The following is a 16,827-nucleotide window of genomic DNA, read 5'->3' on the forward strand; positions in this document are numbered from 1 at the left end:
CTCCCGTCCGTCGAACCTCCTGGCCCTCCCCGCCGCCTACGCCGGGTCGGTGAAGGAGGAGCGCAGGACCACCCGGTCCTCGGCGTCGCGGACGACGAAGCCCGCGGCGTCGTCGCGGAGCACCGAGGAGTTGAGGTTGCAGACCATCCCGGCCGCGCCGGTGCCCACGAACTCGCCGGCCGGGTAGGTGCGACCGTCCTCGCCCAGCACGGCCACCCGGTAGCTCTCGCCGACCTGGAAGCCGGAGCCGGTGAGGCGCACCTCGACCCCCCAGGTGTGGGGGATGAGGCCGGCGGTGGCCTCCACGTCGGTGCGCTCACCGGGGCCGAGGACGACGACGGGCACGGCCTCGAAGGGCACGGGCGGGGCCGGGTCGGGGCGCAGCGCCAGCCAGCCGCCCGTGAGCACCAGGGAGGCTGCCACCGCGCCACCGGCCGCGGCCACGGCCAGCGGACGGCGGCGACGGTGCCACGACGCCTGGTCCGCGGGGTCCGCCGGGCCGGAGCGGGCCCGCTCCGACTCGACCGCGGCCAGCACGCGCACGCCCAGGGTGGGTGGCGCCGCCTCGGCACCGGCCACGGCATGGGGGGCCAGGTCGCGGGCCTCGGCCAGCAGGGCCGCCGCCGGCTGCAGCTCGTCGAGCTCGGCGCGGCAGTCGGCGCAGGTGGCCAGGTGCACGTCGACCTCGGTGGCCTCCGCCTGGTCGAGCGCACCCAGCAGGAAGGGCCCGAGGGCCGTGCGCAGTCGTTCGTGGTCGGGGCTCACGAGGCCACCTCCATCTCCTCCATCACGACGCGGAGCGCCTTGAGTCCGTAGAACACCCGGCTGCGCAGCGTGCTCTCCGGCACGCCCAGGCGAGCCGCCACCTCGGGGTAGGGCCGGTCGGCCAGGTAGGTCTCGACCAGGGCGGTGCGGTGGTCCTCGCCGAGCCGGCGCAGCGCCTCCTCCACCAGGATCCTGCGCAGCACCGGGTCGAGCCGGTCGCGCCCCTCGGCGCCCTCCTGCAGGGTCTCGTGGTCGGCCAGCTGACTCAACCACGGGCGCGCCGCCCGGGCCCGTTGCGCGTCGACGACCACGTGCCGGGCGATCCCGAAGAGCCACGTGCGCAGGCTCCCGCGCGCCGGGTCGTGGGTCGACCGCGCCCGCCACGCTCGCAGGAACGTCTCCTGGACGGCGTCCTCGGCGGCCGCGGGGTCGCGCAGCGAGCGCAGCGCGAGCCGGTAGAGCTCGGCCCCGTGCGCCGCGTAGGCCGCCCGCACCCCCTCCTCGTCGTCGAGGAGGGGAGGGGGCGGTGCGGGCGGTCTACGACGCAACCTCATGCCGGGTGTTCGGTGCGGTTGCTCGGCGCGACGGGTCACGGGCTGGCCCGGTCCTGGTCCCGTTCCCGCGTGCTCAGCGGCGGGGCTGGACGACGGCCAGGTCGGTGACGCGCCGGTTCTTGCCGATGGTGCGCGGAGCGGTGGCCTCCCCGGTGGTGAGGTCGATGCGGTACAGCGAGGCGCCGAACGTGGCGAAACCCTCGTTGCCGACCGTCCGCTCGCCGGCGAGCGTGCTGCGGATGTCGAAGCCCACCTGGGCGGGGGCGTTGCGCCGCAGCTGGCCGAGCGTCGTGATGGTGCCGCCGTTGGCCGGCGCCTGCAGCACCAGGGTGTCGGCGGCCGAGCTCAGGTCGTAGAGCGCGGTGCCGGTCACGTCGCTGGTGTCGTTGTTGGTGTAGGCCGCACCCGTGATCCCGCGAGTGGTGCCCTCGACGTCCGGCGTGCTGAGCGGGGTGTCGACGGTGGTGGTGCGGGCCGCGAAGCTGTAGCGCAGGTTCTGACCGGTGTTGCTGACGATGCGCAGCGCGTCGGCGGCCGGGTTGACGTCGACGCCGAAGGAGGAGCCCTGCAGCGGCTCGCCGAGCTGGCCCACCTTGCGGGCGGCGGCGGTGCGCTTGTTGACGACGAACAGGCCACCCTGCCGCCCGACGGCGTAGAGCTGGCCGGTGGCCGGGCGGATGTCCATGCCCACCAGGCTGCGGTCGGCACCGAGGCCGCGGACCTTGCCGAGCGTCTGCACCTGCCCGGGCGCGTTGAGCCGGAAGGAGATCAGCTGGTCGGTCGCGGTGAGGCCGAACGCCCGGGCGAACGAGGGAGCGGCGGCGGCGCTGCCGGTGCCGGCTGCTGCGAGCCCGCCACCGAGCAGCGTGGCGGCGGCGAGCGTGGCGATGGTGCGCTTCATGGTTCCTCCGTGTGGTTGGTCGAGCTGTCCGAGGACCGAACCGCCGGTGGCGCCTCGGTCGTGGGGGAGTACGGGCGCCGCGGCACCGGTGTTGAACCGGGCCGAGGATTTCTCGTCACCTGCTTGGCTGGCGCCGTGCCGTCCCTGCCTGCGCCCGTCGTGACCGCGCTCCGGGTGGTGCTGGTCCTGCTGCTGCTCGGCTCGACGGTGCTCACACTGACCCGGTTGCTGCAGCCCGGTGTCGGTCCGGCGCTGCAGCTGGTGGCCTTCACGCCGTTCGGGCTGCTCGGGCACGGCGCGGCGCTGCTCCTGGCCGTGCTGCTCCTGGTGACGGCGCCGGCCGTCCGCCGTGCGACCGCACCGCTCGCCGTCGTCGCGGTGGTGGGTCTGGCGCTGCACGCGGTGTGGTTCGCGCCGCAGGTGCTGGGTGGGGCGCCGGCGCCGGGGCCCGACGGCGAGCGCCGGGTCGTGATGGGCGCCAACCTGCTGCAGGGCGGTGCCGACGCCGCGACGGTGGTGCGCCTGGTGCGCGAGGAGAAGGTGCAGGTGCTCGCGGCGAGCGAGATCACCGTCGAGACGCTCCGTGGTCTGGAGGAGGCCGGCATCGACGAGCTGCTGCCGCACCGGGCGGGGGAGCCGGGGGAGCGCGGGAGCGTGCTGGGCACGATGGTGTTCTCGACCGGGCCGGTGGAGCTGGTGGCGCAGGTGCCGACGTTCTCGCAGACGCTGCTGGTGCGCACCGGCGGCGTGGAGGTGCTCGCCGTCCACCCCTCGCCGCCCACGCTGCCCGAGCGCTGGCGGGAGGACGCCGCCGCGGTGCTCGACGCCGTGCGCACCCACGAGCCCGACGTCGTCGTGGGCGACTTCAACGCCACCGACGACCACCGACCGATCCTCGAGCTGCACGACGACGGCTGGCGCAGCGCGGCGCGCCTGCAGAACGCGGGCTGGTCGCCGACGTGGCCCGAAGGTGGCACCTACGGACTGCTCGGGGCGCTGGGCCCGTTGGCGCGCATCGACCACGTGCTGGTCGGACCGGGGTGGACGACGACCGCGTACGACGACCATGTGGTGCCGGGCACCGACCACCGGGCCGTCGTCGCCACCGTGGCCACCGTCGCGGCCCGCTGACGCCGCGCCGTAGGCTGGGGGCGACATGTCCGAGCGCGCGGTGTACCTCGACCACGCCGCCACGACGCCGATGCTGCCGGTCGCCGTGGAGGTGCTGACGTCGCACCTCCGGGACCGCGGCAACGCCAGCTCGCTGCACGCCTCGGGTCGTCGCGCGCGCCGCGTGGTGGAGGAGTCGCGCGAGACGATCGCGCAGGCGCTGGGCTGCCGCCCCGGCGAGGTGGTGTTCACCTCCGGCGGCACCGAGGCCGACAACCTCGCGGTCAAGGGCATCCACTGGTCGCGCACCGCAGCCCTGGGCGAGGGTGCACGGCTGATCACCTCCGCCGTCGAGCACCACGCGGTGCTGGACCCCGTGCACTGGCTGCAGGGCGCCGGGCAGGCCGAGGTGCGGCTCTGCGGCGTCGACGCCGAGGGCCGCCTCGACCTCGACGAGCTGGCGCGGCTGCTCGCCGAGCGACCGGTCTCGCTGGTCTCGGTGATGTGGGCCAACAACGAAGTCGGCACGGTGCAGCCGATCGAGGCGGTCGTGGCGCTCGCCGCCGAGCACGGCGTGCCCGTGCACACCGACGCCGTGCAGGCCGTCGGCACGCTGCCGGTCGACTTCGCCGCCAGCGGCGTGGACGCCATGACCGTGAGTGCCCACAAGCTCGGCGGCCCGGTGGGCGTCGGTGCCCTGGTGGTGCGCCGCGAGCAGGGCATCGTCCCGCTGGTGCACGGTGGCGGCCAGGAGCGCGACGTGCGCAGCGGCACGCTCGACGTGCCCGCGATCGCGGCCTTCGCGGCGGCGGTCGAGGTCGCCGTCAAGGAGCAGTCGACGCACGCGGCCCGGGTGGCCGAGCTGCGCGACGACCTGGTGCGACGCATCCAGCAGGTCGTGCCCGACGCGCACCTGCACGGTGCTGCGCTCGACGTGCCCGGCGCGCGTCTGCCCGGCAACGCGCACCTGGGCTTCCCCGGCTGCGAGGGCGACTCGCTGCTGATGCTGCTCGACGCCCGCGGCGTCGAGTGCTCCACCGGGTCGGCGTGCTCCGCAGGCGTGCCCCAGCCCTCGCACGTGCTGCTGGCCATGGGCTCCTCGGCGGACGACGCCCGCCACTCGCTCCGGTTCTCGCTGGGTCACACCTCCACCGCGGCCGACGTCGACGCCGCCGTGGAGGCCATCGCTCCGGTGGTCGACCGCGCGCGGGCCGCCCGCCGATGAGCTCTCCCGCCGCCGCTGCCCCCACGGGGCTGCGGGTCGTCGCGGCCATGTCGGGCGGCGTCGACTCCGCGGTCGCTGCGGCCCGCGCCGTCGAGGCGGGTCACGAGGTCACGGGCATCCACCTGGCACTCTCGCGCAACCCGGCCTCCTACCGCTCGGGCGCGCGCGGCTGCTGCACGATCGAGGACGCCAACGACGCGCGCCGCGCGGCCGACGTGATTGGGATCCCCTTCTACGTCTGGGACCTCTCCGAGCGCTTCCACGAGGACGTCGTCGAGGACTTCATGGACGAGTACGCGGCCGGGCGCACGCCCAACCCCTGCCTGCGCTGCAACGAGAAGATCAAGTTCGCGGCGGTGCTCGACCGGGCGCTGGCGCTGGGCTTCGACGCCGTCGCCACCGGCCACTACGCGCGGCTCGAGCGCGGTGACGACGGCCTGGTGCAGCTGCACCGCGCCGCCGACGCCGGCAAGGACCAGTCCTACGTGCTGGGGGTGCTCGACCAGGAGCAGCTGGCGCACTCGCTGTTCCCGCTGGGCGACACCGACAAGCCGGCGGTGCGCCGCGAGGCCGCTGCGCGGGGGCTGCTGGTGGCCGAGAAGCCCGACAGCCACGACATCTGCTTCGTCGCCGACGGCGACAACGCCGGCTGGCTGCGCGAGAAGCTGGGGGAGCGGGCCCCCAACCACGGCGGCGAGATCGTCGACGACGCCAGCGGCGAGGTGGTCGGCCACCACGAGGGCACCTACGCCTACACCATCGGCCAGCGCCGCGGCCTGCGCCTGGGCCGCCCGGCCGCCGACGGCAGGCCTCGGTTCGTACTCGACATCGAGCCGGTCTCCGGCACCGTGCGCGTGGGCCCGCGCGAGCGGCTGGCCGTGCACGCCCTCACCGGGGAGCGTCCACGGTGGTGCGGCACCGTGCCGTCGGTGCTCGAGGGGCCGGAGGTGACCGTGCAGCTGCGTGCGCACGGCGCCGAGCACCGCGCCGAGGTGCGGGTCGAGGGTGAGCGGGTGGAGGTGCGGCTGCTCGAGCCCGCCTCCGGCATCGCGCCGGGCCAGGCCGTCGTCGTCTACGAGGGCACGCGCGTGGTCGGCTCGGCCACCATCAGCGCCACGCAGCGGGTGCCGGCATGACGCTCGCCAGCGGGGTGGGCTCGATGCCCGGCGACGACCAGCACGCGCTCGTGGAGGCGGTGCGGTTGGTGCTCGGCGAGCTCGGGGAGCCTCCCGGCCTGCCGTTCGTGCCCGAGGTCCCCGGCCGCGGGGCCGGCGCCGCGATGACGGGGCGCGCGCTCGCCGTCGTCGACTCGCTGGACGCCGACCTCCAGCCTGCGGGCTGGCGCCTCACCGGGGGCGCCGGTGCCCCCGGCGTCGACCACCGGCGCGCGCGCAGCCTGCTGGCCCAGGACCTCGACGCCCTGGAGGAGGCCGCGCAGGGTTACACCGGGCCGTTCAAGACCCAGGTGTGCGGCCCGTGGACCCTCGCCGCCACGGTGGAGCGACCGCGCGGTGACCGGGTGCTGGCCGACCACGGGGCGCGGCGCGAGCTGGCGCAGGCGCTGGCCGAGGGCGTGCGCACCCACGTGCGCGACCTGCGACGTCGGCTGCCCGGCTGCGACCGGCTCGTGGTGCAGCTCGACGAGCCCGCGCTGCCCGCGGTGCTGGCGGCACGCGTCCCCACGGCCTCGGGCTTCGGCCGGCACCGCACCGTCGAGCCCGCGGTCGCCTCCGAGGCGCTGGGCTGGGTGCTCGACGCCGTGCGCGACGAGGGCGCCGAGCCGTGGGTGCACTGCTGTGCAGCGGGAGCACCGCTCTCGCTGCTGCGCGGCGCCGGTGCGCACGGCCTCGCCGTCGACCTCGACCAGCTGGGCCCCGCCGACCACGACACGCTCGCCGAGGCGCTCGAGACCGGTGGTGCGGTGGCGCTCGGCGTCGTCGCGACCGCCGTGCCCGGTGGTGCCGCTCCGACCGCGGGCGTCCTCACCGAGAGGGTCGAGCGCTGGCTCGACCTCACCGGGGTCGACCCTGCGGGGGTCGGGGGCGAGCTGGTGCTCACCCCCGCCTGCGGGATGGCGGGGGTGAGCACGGAGTTCGCGAGAGCAGTGCTCGCTGCCCTGCGTGAGGCTGCCGCGAACCTCGGCTGAGTCACGTCAGCCGACGTGGACGCCCTCGGGGCCGTCGGTGGCCAGCTCCTGGTGCTTGACGCGCAGCTGGGTGAAGATCACCACGGAGGCCGCGAGCATCATCACCGACCCCACCAGGAAGGCGTTGGTGGCGCCGTCGGTGAACGAGGCCTGGAACACCGCGCCGTCGAGGAAGGTCAGGTCGGTGCCGGGGATCGGCTGGTTGGCCATGTCGCCCAGTCCCTGGGTCAGCGGACCGGTGACGGCGTCCTCGCGGCTGTTGGTGGCCGAGAGGGCGACGGTGCCCAGCAGCGCCAGACCGAGCGCCCCACCCACCTGCTGCATGGTGTTGAGCACGCCCGAGCCGATGCCGGAGTCCTCGCTGCGCAGGTGGTGCACCGCCGTCAGGGTCAGCGGCACGAAGGTCAGGCCCATGCCGATCGACATCAGCACCACGAAGGGGAAGATGCTGGCCCAGTAGTTGACGTCGGCGCCCACGGTGCCGCCGCTCTGCAGGGTCTGGAGCACGGCGTTGGGGGAGTCGTCGACGCTGATCCGGCTGAACATGAACAGCGAGAACGCCGCGATGAGCGTGCCGGTGCCCGAGAGCCAGCGCGGGTCGACGCGGTTGACGAGGTTGGAGGAGAGACCGGCGCCGATCACGATGCCGAACGAGAACGGCAGGAACGCGAAGCCGGCGTGCAGCGAGGAGTAGCCCATGACCTGCTGGATGAACAGGCTGAGGAAGTAGAACATCGCGAACATCGCCGCGGGAGCCAGCATCATCGCCACGAAGCTCGTGGCGCGGGTGCGGCTCTGGAAGATGCGGATCGGCAGCAGCGGGTGGCTCACCCGCGACTCGATGACCGCGAACGCCGCGAGCAGGGCCACGCCGGCGACGAGCGCGGCGATGGTGCCGGCGTCGGTCCAGCCGTACTGCTCCTCGCCCGCGCGGGTCAGGCCGTAGACCAGGCCCAGCAGGCCCAGGGTGCCGGTGACGGCGCCGGGGACGTCGAGCCGGCCGATGTTCGACTCGGACTCGCGCAGGAAGCGCGGGGCCAGTGCGGCGGCCACCAGGCCGATCGGGACGTTGATCAGGAAGGTCAGGCGCCAGCCGCTGAGCTCGATGCCCGCGACCGAGTCCAGTCCGGTCAGCCATCCGCCGAGGATCAGGCCGACGGCGGCGCCGGCGCCCGACATGGCGGCGTAGACGGCGAAGGCCCGGTTGCGCTGCGGCCCGGCTGGGAACGTCGTGGTGATCAGCGCGAGGGCGGCGGGTCCGGCCATCGCGGCACCGAGGCCCTGCAGGGCTCGCGAGGCCAGCAGCATGGCCTCGTTCTGAGCGAGGCCGCCGATGGCCGAGGCGACGGCGAAGACGAGCAGGCCCAGGATGAACAGACGGCGCCGCCCGTAGAGGTCGCCCAGGCGGCCGCCGAGCAGCAGCAGACCACCGAAGGCCAGGGCGTAGCCGGTGACGATCCAGGTCAGGTTCGCGCCCGAGATGTCGAGGTCGGTGCCGATGTAGGGCAGGGCGATGTTGGTGATGGTGCCGTCGAGCACCACCATCAGCTGGGCCACGGAGATCAGCACCAGCGCCCAGCGCAGGTTGATCGGTCGTTCGCCGGGCGGGGCGGTGGAGGCGCGCTGCGGCGCCGCGGGCTGGTCGCCGTCGGTGGTCAGGTCGGTCATGCGGGATCCTTCGGAGGACGGGCGCCCGCGGGTGCGAGCACGGCCGGGAGGATGATCTGGTCGACCACCCGGGTGATGAGGTCGGGGGAGGGCGCTTCGCCCAGCAGGAAGCCGCGGTGCATCACGATGCCGGGCAGGGCCGTGGCGGCCAGCTCGAGGTCGAGGCCCGCGCGCAGCTCGCCGCGCGCCCGGGCCCGCTCGTAGACGCCGAGCACCAGGGTCGCCTTCGGCTCGATGAAGCGCTGGCGGAAGGTGGCGGCGAACTCCTCGTCGCGGGCGATGGCGGTGATGATGCCGGCCAGCACCGCGGTCTGCCGCTGGTCGGTCAGGCCACCCATGCCGCAGAACATGGCCAGCAGGTCGCCGCGCAGGGTGCCGGTGTCGGGCGCGACCGGCCGCTCCTTCATCGAGAGCAGTGCTTCCACCACGAGCGCCGCCTTGCCGCTCCACCGCCGGTACAGGGTGGCCTTGGACGCCTTCGCCGAAGCGGCGACGGCGTCCATGGTGAGCCGGTCGTAGCCCACCTCGACGAGCACGTCGAGCGTCGCCTCCAGGATCTCCCGCTCACGGTCGCCCTCGACGCGCGGACGCGCGGCGGGCACGTCGGCCGTCGGCGACTCCTGAGCGGTGGGAGGGAGGGCGGGCATGGTGAGGCTCCACGGTGGCGCGAGGGACGAGGACGAGGTCGCCCGCGCCGGTGTGACGACGGGCACAGATGGAACGAAACCGTTCCGTACCATCGGACGCTACAACGGCCCGTGCCCGTCGTTGTTCCCGAGCGTCGGTGGTGGTCTAGACCCGGGCGGCCTCGAGCACCTCGAGCACGGAGTCGCGGGCGTAGGCGTTCCAGCGCTCGACGCGGCGCAGCAGGTAGTGCCCCACCCGACCCATGTCGGTGAAGGCCGCCGAGTCGGCCACCGGCTCGGCGGCGGCGACGTATCGGCGGGTCATCCGAGCGGAGGTGATCTTGTCGGTGCGTCCGTGCGCCGCCCGCAGGTGGCGCCCGGCCAGCGTGCGCACCGGGTCGCTGGCGGGGTCCCACCACGGCGCCAGGCCGACGACGCCCGCCACGTGAGGTGCGTCGGCCACGTGCACGGCGGTGCGGGCGCCCATCGAGTGCCCCAGCAGCACCACCGGCACCTCGCCGTGTGCCTCGCGCACCTGCCCCAGCGCCCAGCGCGCGTCGGGCACGGAGTCCCCGCCGCCGTTCCAGCCCCGCACCCGGTAGCGCAGCAGCCAGGTGGCCACGCCCTGATCGTGCAGCGCCGGCGTCACCGCCCGCTGCAGCGCCGCGGCACGCCGCCACGAGGCGCTGCGGCCGGCCACCGGCGCCGTGCTCACCTGGGTGCCGCCGTGCAGCACCAGCACCACCGCTCGGGGTGTGCTGACGCCGTCCGGGAGGTCGAGCCGCGTCAGGCCGGGCCCGGGCGCGGCGTCGGTGGGGGTGGTCGCGGGGGCGCTGGTCACGGCTGGGGGTTCGGAGCCGGCCGCGCGAGCGGATGTCGGTGGGGACCGCCAGAATGTGCCCATGACCGAGAACGGCCCCGAGCCCACCCCCGCCGGCGAGGAGGCGCGCGAGGAGCACCGCGTGCTCGCCGAGCAGGTCGAGGAGGCCCGCTGGCGCTACTACGTGCTCGACGACCCGACCCTCGACGACGCCGACTTCGACCGGCGGATGCGTCGGCTGGAGGAGCTCGAGGAGCAGCACCCCGAGCTGCGCACGCCCGACTCGCCCACGCAGAAGGTGGGTGGCGCGGTCTCCACCGACTTCACGCCGGTGGCGCACCTGCGGCGCATGGAGAGCCTCGACAACGCCTTCTCCCACGAGGAGCTCGAGGCCTGGCACGGGCGGCTGGCCCGCGACGGCGTCACCGACCCCGCGCTGCTGTGCGAGCTCAAGGTCGACGGGCTGGCCATCAACCTGCTCTACGAGCAGGGCCGGCTGGTGCGCGCGCTGACCCGCGGCGACGGCAGCACCGGCGAGGACGTCACGCCCAACGTGCGCACCATCGACGGCGTGCCCACCCGGCTCGCCGGCACCGAGGAGTTCCCGGTGCCCGAGCTGGTCGAGGTGCGCGGCGAGGTGTTCCTGCCCGTCGAGGCGTTCGAGCGGCTCAACGAGTCGATGACGCAGGCCGGCAAGCCGATGTTCGCCAACCCGCGCAACGCCGCGGCCGGGTCGCTGCGCCAGAAGGACCCCCGCGTCACCGCCACCCGTGCCCTGGGCATGGTCTGTCACGGCCTCGGCGAGCGGCGCGGCTTCGAGCCCCGGGCGCAGTCGCAGGCCTACGAGGCGCTCGCGGCCTGGGGGCTGCCCACCTCCGACCGGGTGCGCGTCGTCGCCACGCTGGAGGAGGTGCAGGCCTACGTCGAGCACGCGGGCGAGCACCGGCACGCGCTGGTGCCCTACGAGATCGACGGCGTCGTGGTCAAGGTCGACGACGTCGCCCTGCAGCGCCGGCTCGGCTCCACCTCGCGCGCGCCGCGCTGGGCGATCGCGTTCAAGTACCCGCCCGAGGAGGTCAACGCCAAGCTGCTCGACATCCGGGTCAACGTCGGCCGCACCGGCCGGGTGACCCCGTTCGGCGTCATGGAGCCCACCCGGGTGGCGGGCTCCACGGTCGAGAACGCCACCCTGCACAACGCCCACGAGGTCAAGCGCAAGGACGTGCGCCCCGGCGACACCGTGGTCCTGCGCAAGGCCGGCGACGTCATCCCCGAGATCCTCGGGCCGGTGCTGCCGCTGCGCCCCGAGGGCCTGCCGGAGTGGCAGATGCCCACGCAGTGCCCGGCGTGCGGCACCCCGCTGGCCGAGCAGAAGGAGGGCGACAAGGACCTGCGCTGCCCCAACCACGAGGCCTGCCCCGGGCAGGTGCGCGAGCGGGTGTTCTTCGTCGCCGGCCGCGGGGCCTTCGACATTGAGGGCCTGGGCTACGAGGCCGCCGTCGCGCTGCTCGAGGCCGGCGTCGTCACCAACGAGGGCGACCTGTTCGACCTCGACCGCGAGGCGCTGCTGCGCACCGAGCTGTTCACCCGCGCCCCGCGCAAGGGCGAGGAGGGGCCGCAGCTGAGCGCCAACGGCGAGCGGCTGCTCGCCCACCTGGCCGATCGTCGCGAGGTGCCGCTGTGGCGGGTCGTCGTCGCGCTGTCGATCCGCCACGTCGGTCCCACCGCGGCCCGCGCCCTGGCCCAGGAGTTCGGTTCGATGCAGGCCATCCGGGAGGCCACGCTCGAGCAGCTCTCCGCCGCCGAGGGCGTCGGGCCCACCATCGCCGAGGCCGTCACCACCTGGTTCGCCGAGCCCTGGCACGCCGCCATCGTCGACCGCTGGGCCGCGGCCGGCGTCACCATGGCCGACGAGCGCGACGAGTCCGTGCCGCGCACGCTGGAGGGGCTCACGGTGGTGGTCACCGGCTCGCTCGAGGGCTACAGCCGCGACTCCGCCAAGGAGGCGATCCTGGCCCGGGGCGGCAAGGCGTCCGGGTCGGTCTCGAAGAAGACCGACTTCGTCGTGGTCGGCGAGAACGCCGGCTCCAAGGCCGAGAAGGCCGAGCAGCTCGGCGTCCCGGTGCTCGACGAGGCCGGGTTCACCGCGCTGCTCGAGCACGGCCCGCCGGCGGCCGAGGCCGTCGAGGAGTCCACGGGCGAGGCCGAGGAAGCCGAGGAGTGAGCTCGCGGGCATAGGGTTCCACCGACAGCTCGCGACGGGAGGCGGCCCATGCTCTACCAGGTGCTCCACGGGGTCGTCCCGCCGCTGTTCCGGCTGGTGTGGCGGCCGCAGGTGCGAGGCCTGGAGCACGTGCCGGCCACCGGGCCGGTGATCCTGGCCAGCAACCACCTCAGCTTCGCCGACTCCGTCGTCATCCCGACCCTCGTGCCGCGTCGGGTGGCCTTCCTGGCCAAGGACGACTACTTCACCGGCACCGGGCCGAAGGGCGCCTTCACCAAGGCGTGGTTCGAGGCGCTCGGCATGCTGCCGGTCGACCGTGACGACCCGCAGGCGGCGCTGAAGAGCCTCGACGTCGCGCTCGAGGTGCTGCGCGAGGGTGGGGCGTTCGGCATCTACCCCGAGGGCACCCGCTCGCGTGACGGACGGCTCTACCGCGGTCGCACCGGCGCAGCACACCTGGCGCTGACCGCCGGCTGCCCGGTCGTCCCGGTCGGGCTGGTGGGCACCGAGCGCCTGCAGCCGGTGGGGTCCAACCTGCCGCGGCTGGCCCGCATCCGGGTCTCGTTCGGCGCGCCGATCGAGGTCGCCGGCCGCTTCGAGGGCGTTCCCCTCGGTCGTGCGCGCCGTGAGCTCACCGACGAGGTGATGACCGCGATCGCCGGGCTCAGCGGCCAGGAGCAGGCCGGCGTGTACAACGAGCGGCCCGCTCTCGCCTGAGCCCGGCACTCCCGGCGACGTCGCTGGCACGGACGTGTTGCCGCCACATTTCTTGAAGCCAAATGTGAGATTCCGCAAGAAATCGCTGCGGAATGCTCAGATTGTCCGACAAGGTGGCTGCTCCCACTCACGACAGAAATGAGGGAGTAGTGAGGAAGTCCCGCTCACTGGTCACATCCACCGGCCTCGCGCTCGCCGCCTCGGCCCTGCTGGTGCCGCCCGGCGCCGCCGAGCCCGGCAGCACGCCGAGTCCGGCTCCCGCCGCCGCGTCCGGCGACGGTCGCGGCGCCGGCACGGCGTCGACGGCGCAGGTCTCGCGACCCGGTGTCCGCGCGGCTGCAGCCGCCGCCCAGGACGCCCGCGACCCGATCGCCATGCCGTCCTCCTACCCCTTCCAGCCGGAGCTGCGCTTCTACCGCGACAACCCCGACGACGCCGCGGACACCGCCGAGCTGCTCACGCACCCCGACCTCGCGCCGCAGCTGACCGAGTGGATGGCCGCGAGCAACCGGATCTCCACCCAGGTCGTCGGCCAGTCCACGAGCGGGCGCGACCTCTACCTGGTCACCGTGACCGCCCCGGAGTCTGAGGCCGCCACCGCGCAGCAGACCGCCTGGCGCGAGCAGATCTCCAGCGACCCGACCGCGGCCGCCGCCGACAGCCAGCTGCTCGGCCAGTACAAGACGCCGGTCTGGGTCAGCGCCAACATCCACGGCAACGAGTGGGAGGGCACCGACGCGGTCATGCGCTACATCGACTACCTCGTCACCGCGCCCGAGGCCGAGGTCAGCAGCATCCTGCGCAACAACCGCCTCTACTTCTCGCTCTCGCTCAACCCCGACGGCCGCACGCTGGCCACCCGCGCGACCTCGCTGGGCCTGGACCCCAACCGCGACATGATCACCGACACCACGCCGGAGGCCGCCTCCTACGTGCGCACCGCGCAGGCGATCCAGCCCATCTACGCCGCCGACCTGCACGGCTACACCCGCGTGCTGCAGCTCGAGCCCTGCGGCCCGCCGCACGGCTCGAACTACGAGTACGACCTGTACCTGCCGCACAACTACGCGCTGGCGCTGAAGGTCGAGCAGGACGTCGTCGACGCCGAGATCCCGGGCAACACCTACTACGACCCGGCCACGGGCGGCGCCACCGCCACCAACACCGGGTTCGTCAAGATCCCCTACCGCGACACCCCCGACGGCTGGGACGACTTCCCGCCGATCTTCACCGCGCAGTACGCGGCGTACTACGGCGCGGCCACGGCCACCGTCGAGCTGCCCCTTTCGCGCAACGCCCCGGGCGGTCGGCAGTCGCCGGCCAACGCGCGGGTCAACACCGCGGTCGGCACCCAGGTGGTCGAGAGCACCGTCGAGTACATGAACGACACCACCAACGCCCGCCAGATGCTCCTCAACCAGATCGAGGTCTTCGCGCGCGGCCTGGCCGGTGAGCCCAAGAAGTCCCTGACGACGGCCGACGTCGCCGCCGTGCCCGGCCCCGCGCAGTGGAAGCCGCTGTGGGACGTGGTCGACGACCAGGAGCCGGTGACCCTGCCGCGCGCCTACGTCATCCCGGTCGGCGACGACCAGCGCTCGGCGTCCGACGCCGCCCGCCTGGTCGACCAGCTGCTCTTCCACGAGATCCAGGTCGGCACGCTCGACGCCGACACCACCGTCGGGGGCACCACCTACCCGGCCGGCTCCTACGTCGTCGACATGCACCAGGCCAAGCGCGGCCTGGCCAACGCGCTGCTCGACCTCGGCGACGACATCTCGGACAAGGTGCCGACGATGTACGACATCTCCGCGTGGAGCTACAGCTACCTGTGGGGTGCCGACGTCGCCAAGGTGGGCCTCACCACCGACGCGCCGCTCGGTGCCGTCACGCCGATCACGGCCAGCACCCCGGTGGCCGACAAGACCGTGGGTGCCGAGCCCGGCTACCTGGCGCTCGACGTGGCCGGCGTGGCCGACGTGCGCGCCGTCAACGAGATGCTCGACCAGGGTGCGGCGGTCTCGATGACGCCGGCCGGTCGGGCCGTCGTCGGTCCCGAGGACACCGGGACCGCCGTCGCGGTCGCGCTGGCCGAGGACGTCGCCCTCGAGGAGGCCACCGAGGCCGACCTGACGGCGCTCGCCGACGAGGACACCCGCGACCTCGACGACCTGTCCGTGGCCTACCTGGGCACCCAGGACGACCGGCTCTCGCTCACCGAGCTGGGCTTCGACGACCTGACCCTCGTGACCACCGCGGGGCTCAACTCCACGCCGACGGCGCTCGACGGCGTCGACGTGCTCTGGGCCGGTTCCGCCGTCAACCTGGCGACCAACCCCGGCGCAGCGGCCGTCCTGACCGCCTTCGCCGCCCGCGGCGGCACGGTGCTCGGTCGCGGCACTGCCGGCTTCAACCTGGCCTCCGGCCTCGGCCTGGTGGCGGCCACCGCCACCACCAGCCGCAGCGACGCCAACGGCATCGTGGCGGTCGAGCAGCCCGAGGGCTCCTTCCTCGCCGCGCACGGCCAGGACTCCTCGTTCTTCTACCCCGCCACCTGGTTCACCGGGCTCGGTGCGGGCACGGAGGCCCTGGAGACCTACGCGGCCGACCCGATGCTGGCCGGCCACTGGCTGCCCAGCACGACGGCCGGTGTGCCGCAGCCCAACGGTCCGGCCAACGCCGCCGGCAACGCCTCGGTGATCGGTGCGGAGTCGGCCTCCGGCGTGCGCACGGTGGTCTTCGGCACCTCGGTGTTCTTCCGCACCCACCCGAAGGGCGGTCTGAGCCAGGCCGGTCGCGCGGTGTTCTGGGCCGGACCTGAGGGCGAGGCTGTCGAGGCGCCCGAGACGCCGTCCAGCAGCACCACCACGCTGCAGGGTCCGGCGCGGGTCACCTACCCCGCGTCGATCACCCTGACCGCCGCGGTGGCCGCCTCCGCCGACGAGGGCACGCCGAGCGGTTCGGTCCAGCTCTCCTACGGGGGTGAGGTGGTCGCGGAGGAGGAGCTCGTCGAAGGCTCCGCCAGCTTCGAGCTGCCTCGCGTCGGCCCCGGCCGGCAGGAGTTCACCGCGAGCTACGTGCCCGACGGTGCCCTGGAGCCCTCCACCAGCGAGCCGCTGGTCGTGGTCGTCGACAAGGCGCCCTCGGCCACCAGCCTGGGGGTCACCAAGCTCGGTGGGCAGCGCGTGCGGCTCGCCCTCGGCGTGGCCGTCGAGGGAGTCGCACCGCGCGGCACCGTGGTGATCACCGACCGCGGCCGCCAGGTGCGTCGCGTGGTGGTCAACGCCCGTCGCACCGTCACGCTGCGCCTGGCGCCCGGCCAGCACCGCCTCCGGGCGCGCTTCCTGGGCACCAACCTGATCGCCCCGAGCGCCTCCCCGGTGCGGACGGTGCGGATCACCCGCTAGGCCGCAGCAGGACAGCAGCACTCAGCACAGCAGCACCCGCAGGGCCGGCGCCGCAACCGCGGCGCCGGCCCTGCGGGCCGTGACGGGGGAGTCGGCATCGGGGGAGGATGGACGTCGTGAGCATCCCACCGGTGGCCCGCGCCCTCGACCTGCGACCGCACCCCGAGGGTGGCTGGTACCGCCAGACCTGGGCCTCCCCGGTGCAGGTGACGCTTCCCGACGGCCGGGTACGACCCACGGCAACGCTCATCTACTTCCTGCTGCCAGCGGGCGAGAGCTCGGCCTGGCACCGGGTCTCCTCCGACGAGCTGTGGCTCGCCCACACCGGGTCGGTCACCCTCGAGCTCGGCGGTGCGGGTCCGGTGCCGGAGCCGACCTCGGAGCCGGCCGTGCGGCCGGTGGTCGACGCGGCGTCGCCGCAAGCCCTCGTGCCGGCAGGCGTCTGGCAGCGCACCCTGCCCGCCCCCGACGACGCCCTGGTCAGCTGCCTGGTCTCGCCGGGCTTCGACTTCGCCGACTTCGAGCTGGCCTGACCGGGCAGGTGCGGGGCCGAGTCGTCGCTTGCGCGCGTCGGGGGAGGGCCGAGTCGTCGCTTGCGCGCGTGTGGGGAGTGCCGAGTCGGCGCTTGCGCGCAGTCCCGCCGTCAGCCCGTGCGCGTTGGCGCCGA

Annotated in this window: 14 protein-coding genes; 8 read left to right on the plus strand and 6 right to left on the minus strand. The window is 74.2% G+C overall.

What is annotated here, in order from left to right:
- Window positions 1-36: 36 nt before the first annotated feature.
- The 3 genes from ABD948_RS07490 to ABD948_RS07500 all read right to left on the minus strand — a co-directional run bounded on the left by ABD948_RS07490 (window position 37) and on the right by ABD948_RS07500 (window position 2,220).
- Entirely contained in the window at window positions 37-765 is a 729-nt protein-coding gene (locus ABD948_RS07490; RefSeq protein ID WP_345264206.1) for an anti-sigma factor family protein, read from the minus strand.
- A complete protein-coding gene (locus tag ABD948_RS07495) occupies window positions 762-1,259 on the minus strand; it encodes a sigma-70 family RNA polymerase sigma factor (protein ID WP_345264208.1) in 498 nt (165 codons plus the stop codon). The genes ABD948_RS07490 and ABD948_RS07495 overlap by 4 nt, the downstream gene beginning before the upstream one ends.
- Before the next feature lie 133 nt (window positions 1,260-1,392).
- Window positions 1,393-2,220: a DUF4394 domain-containing protein gene (locus ABD948_RS07500; RefSeq protein WP_345264210.1), complete on the minus strand. Its 828-nt coding sequence runs from the start codon at window positions 2,218-2,220 to the stop codon at window positions 1,393-1,395.
- Window positions 2,221-2,355: 135 nt separating this feature from the next.
- On the opposite strand from ABD948_RS07500, the gene ABD948_RS07505 reads away from it, so the two are divergent.
- Genes ABD948_RS07505 through ABD948_RS07520 form a run of 4 tightly spaced genes read left to right on the plus strand, consistent with a single transcriptional unit; the run spans window position 2,356 to window position 6,701 of the window.
- Window positions 2,356-3,351 (plus strand): endonuclease/exonuclease/phosphatase family protein, encoded by a 996-nt coding sequence (locus ABD948_RS07505; protein WP_345264212.1) that lies wholly within the window; start codon window positions 2,356-2,358, stop codon window positions 3,349-3,351.
- Between the two features lie 25 nt (window positions 3,352-3,376).
- Window positions 3,377-4,555, plus strand: coding sequence for a cysteine desulfurase family protein (locus ABD948_RS07510; RefSeq protein WP_345264214.1), 1,179 nt, complete (start codon window positions 3,377-3,379; stop codon window positions 4,553-4,555).
- A 29-nt stretch (window positions 4,556-4,584) separates the two neighbouring features.
- Complete coding sequence (mnmA, locus tag ABD948_RS07515; RefSeq protein WP_345264488.1) at window positions 4,585-5,691, plus strand: tRNA 2-thiouridine(34) synthase MnmA; 1,107 nt, start codon at window positions 4,585-4,587, stop codon at window positions 5,689-5,691.
- The gene (locus tag ABD948_RS07520; RefSeq protein WP_345264216.1) at window positions 5,688-6,701 is read left to right on the plus strand and encodes a uroporphyrinogen decarboxylase/cobalamine-independent methonine synthase family protein; all 1,014 of its coding nucleotides are present in this window, start codon (window positions 5,688-5,690) and stop codon (window positions 6,699-6,701) included. Before mnmA ends, ABD948_RS07520 begins: the two co-directional genes overlap by 4 nt.
- A gap of 6 nt (window positions 6,702-6,707) precedes the next feature.
- Here ABD948_RS07520 and ABD948_RS07525 read toward each other — a convergent pair whose 3' ends face one another.
- From ABD948_RS07525 to ABD948_RS07535, 3 genes are all read right to left on the minus strand, one after another.
- The gene (locus tag ABD948_RS07525) at window positions 6,708-8,369 is read right to left on the minus strand and encodes an MFS transporter (protein WP_345264218.1); all 1,662 of its coding nucleotides are present in this window, start codon (window positions 8,367-8,369) and stop codon (window positions 6,708-6,710) included.
- Complete coding sequence (locus tag ABD948_RS07530) at window positions 8,366-9,016, minus strand: TetR/AcrR family transcriptional regulator (protein WP_345264221.1); 651 nt, start codon at window positions 9,014-9,016, stop codon at window positions 8,366-8,368. Before ABD948_RS07530 ends, ABD948_RS07525 begins: the two co-directional genes overlap by 4 nt.
- A 145-nt stretch (window positions 9,017-9,161) precedes the next feature.
- Complete coding sequence (locus ABD948_RS07535) at window positions 9,162-9,836, minus strand: alpha/beta hydrolase (RefSeq protein WP_345264223.1); 675 nt, start codon at window positions 9,834-9,836, stop codon at window positions 9,162-9,164.
- A gap of 61 nt (window positions 9,837-9,897) precedes the next feature.
- On the opposite strand from ABD948_RS07535, the gene ligA reads away from it, so the two are divergent.
- From ligA to ABD948_RS07555, 4 genes are all read left to right on the plus strand, one after another.
- On the plus strand, window positions 9,898-12,039 hold the full coding sequence (gene ligA, locus ABD948_RS07540; protein WP_345264225.1) for an NAD-dependent DNA ligase LigA: 2,142 nt from the start codon (window positions 9,898-9,900) through the stop codon (window positions 12,037-12,039).
- Between the two features lie 48 nt (window positions 12,040-12,087).
- Window positions 12,088-12,756, plus strand: coding sequence for a lysophospholipid acyltransferase family protein (locus tag ABD948_RS07545; RefSeq protein ID WP_345264227.1), 669 nt, complete (start codon window positions 12,088-12,090; stop codon window positions 12,754-12,756).
- A gap of 149 nt (window positions 12,757-12,905) precedes the next feature.
- Window positions 12,906-16,160, plus strand: a complete 3,255-nt coding sequence (locus ABD948_RS07550; RefSeq protein ID WP_345264229.1) for a M14 family metallopeptidase — start codon at window positions 12,906-12,908, stop codon at window positions 16,158-16,160.
- 107 nt (window positions 16,161-16,267) lie between these two features.
- Window positions 16,268-16,693, plus strand: a complete 426-nt coding sequence (locus ABD948_RS07555) for a cupin domain-containing protein (RefSeq protein WP_345264232.1) — start codon at window positions 16,268-16,270, stop codon at window positions 16,691-16,693.
- Window positions 16,694-16,827 lie beyond the last annotated feature (134 nt).

The sequence above is a fragment of the Nocardioides nanhaiensis genome (assembly GCF_039542785.1).
GTDB lineage: Bacteria > Actinomycetota > Actinomycetes > Propionibacteriales > Nocardioidaceae > Nocardioides > Nocardioides nanhaiensis.

What these genes read in the sequence shown, in the direction of transcription:
- ABD948_RS07545 (WP_345264227.1), top strand. Translation starts at nt 12,088, where the DNA reads ATGCTCTACCAGGTGCTCCACGGGGTCGTCCCGCCGCTGTTCCGGCTG.
- ABD948_RS07530 (WP_345264221.1), bottom strand. Translation starts at nt 9,016, where the DNA reads ATGCCCGCCCTCCCTCCCACCGCTCAGGAGTCGCCGACGGCCGACGTG.
- ABD948_RS07525 (WP_345264218.1), bottom strand. Translation starts at nt 8,369, where the DNA reads ATGACCGACCTGACCACCGACGGCGACCAGCCCGCGGCGCCGCAGCGC.
- ABD948_RS07555 (WP_345264232.1), top strand. Translation starts at nt 16,268, where the DNA reads ATGGACGTCGTGAGCATCCCACCGGTGGCCCGCGCCCTCGACCTGCGA.
- ligA (WP_345264225.1), top strand. Translation starts at nt 9,898, where the DNA reads ATGACCGAGAACGGCCCCGAGCCCACCCCCGCCGGCGAGGAGGCGCGC.
- ABD948_RS07500 (WP_345264210.1), bottom strand. Translation starts at nt 2,220, where the DNA reads ATGAAGCGCACCATCGCCACGCTCGCCGCCGCCACGCTGCTCGGTGGC.
- ABD948_RS07510 (WP_345264214.1), top strand. Translation starts at nt 3,377, where the DNA reads ATGTCCGAGCGCGCGGTGTACCTCGACCACGCCGCCACGACGCCGATG.
- ABD948_RS07520 (WP_345264216.1), top strand. Translation starts at nt 5,688, where the DNA reads ATGACGCTCGCCAGCGGGGTGGGCTCGATGCCCGGCGACGACCAGCAC.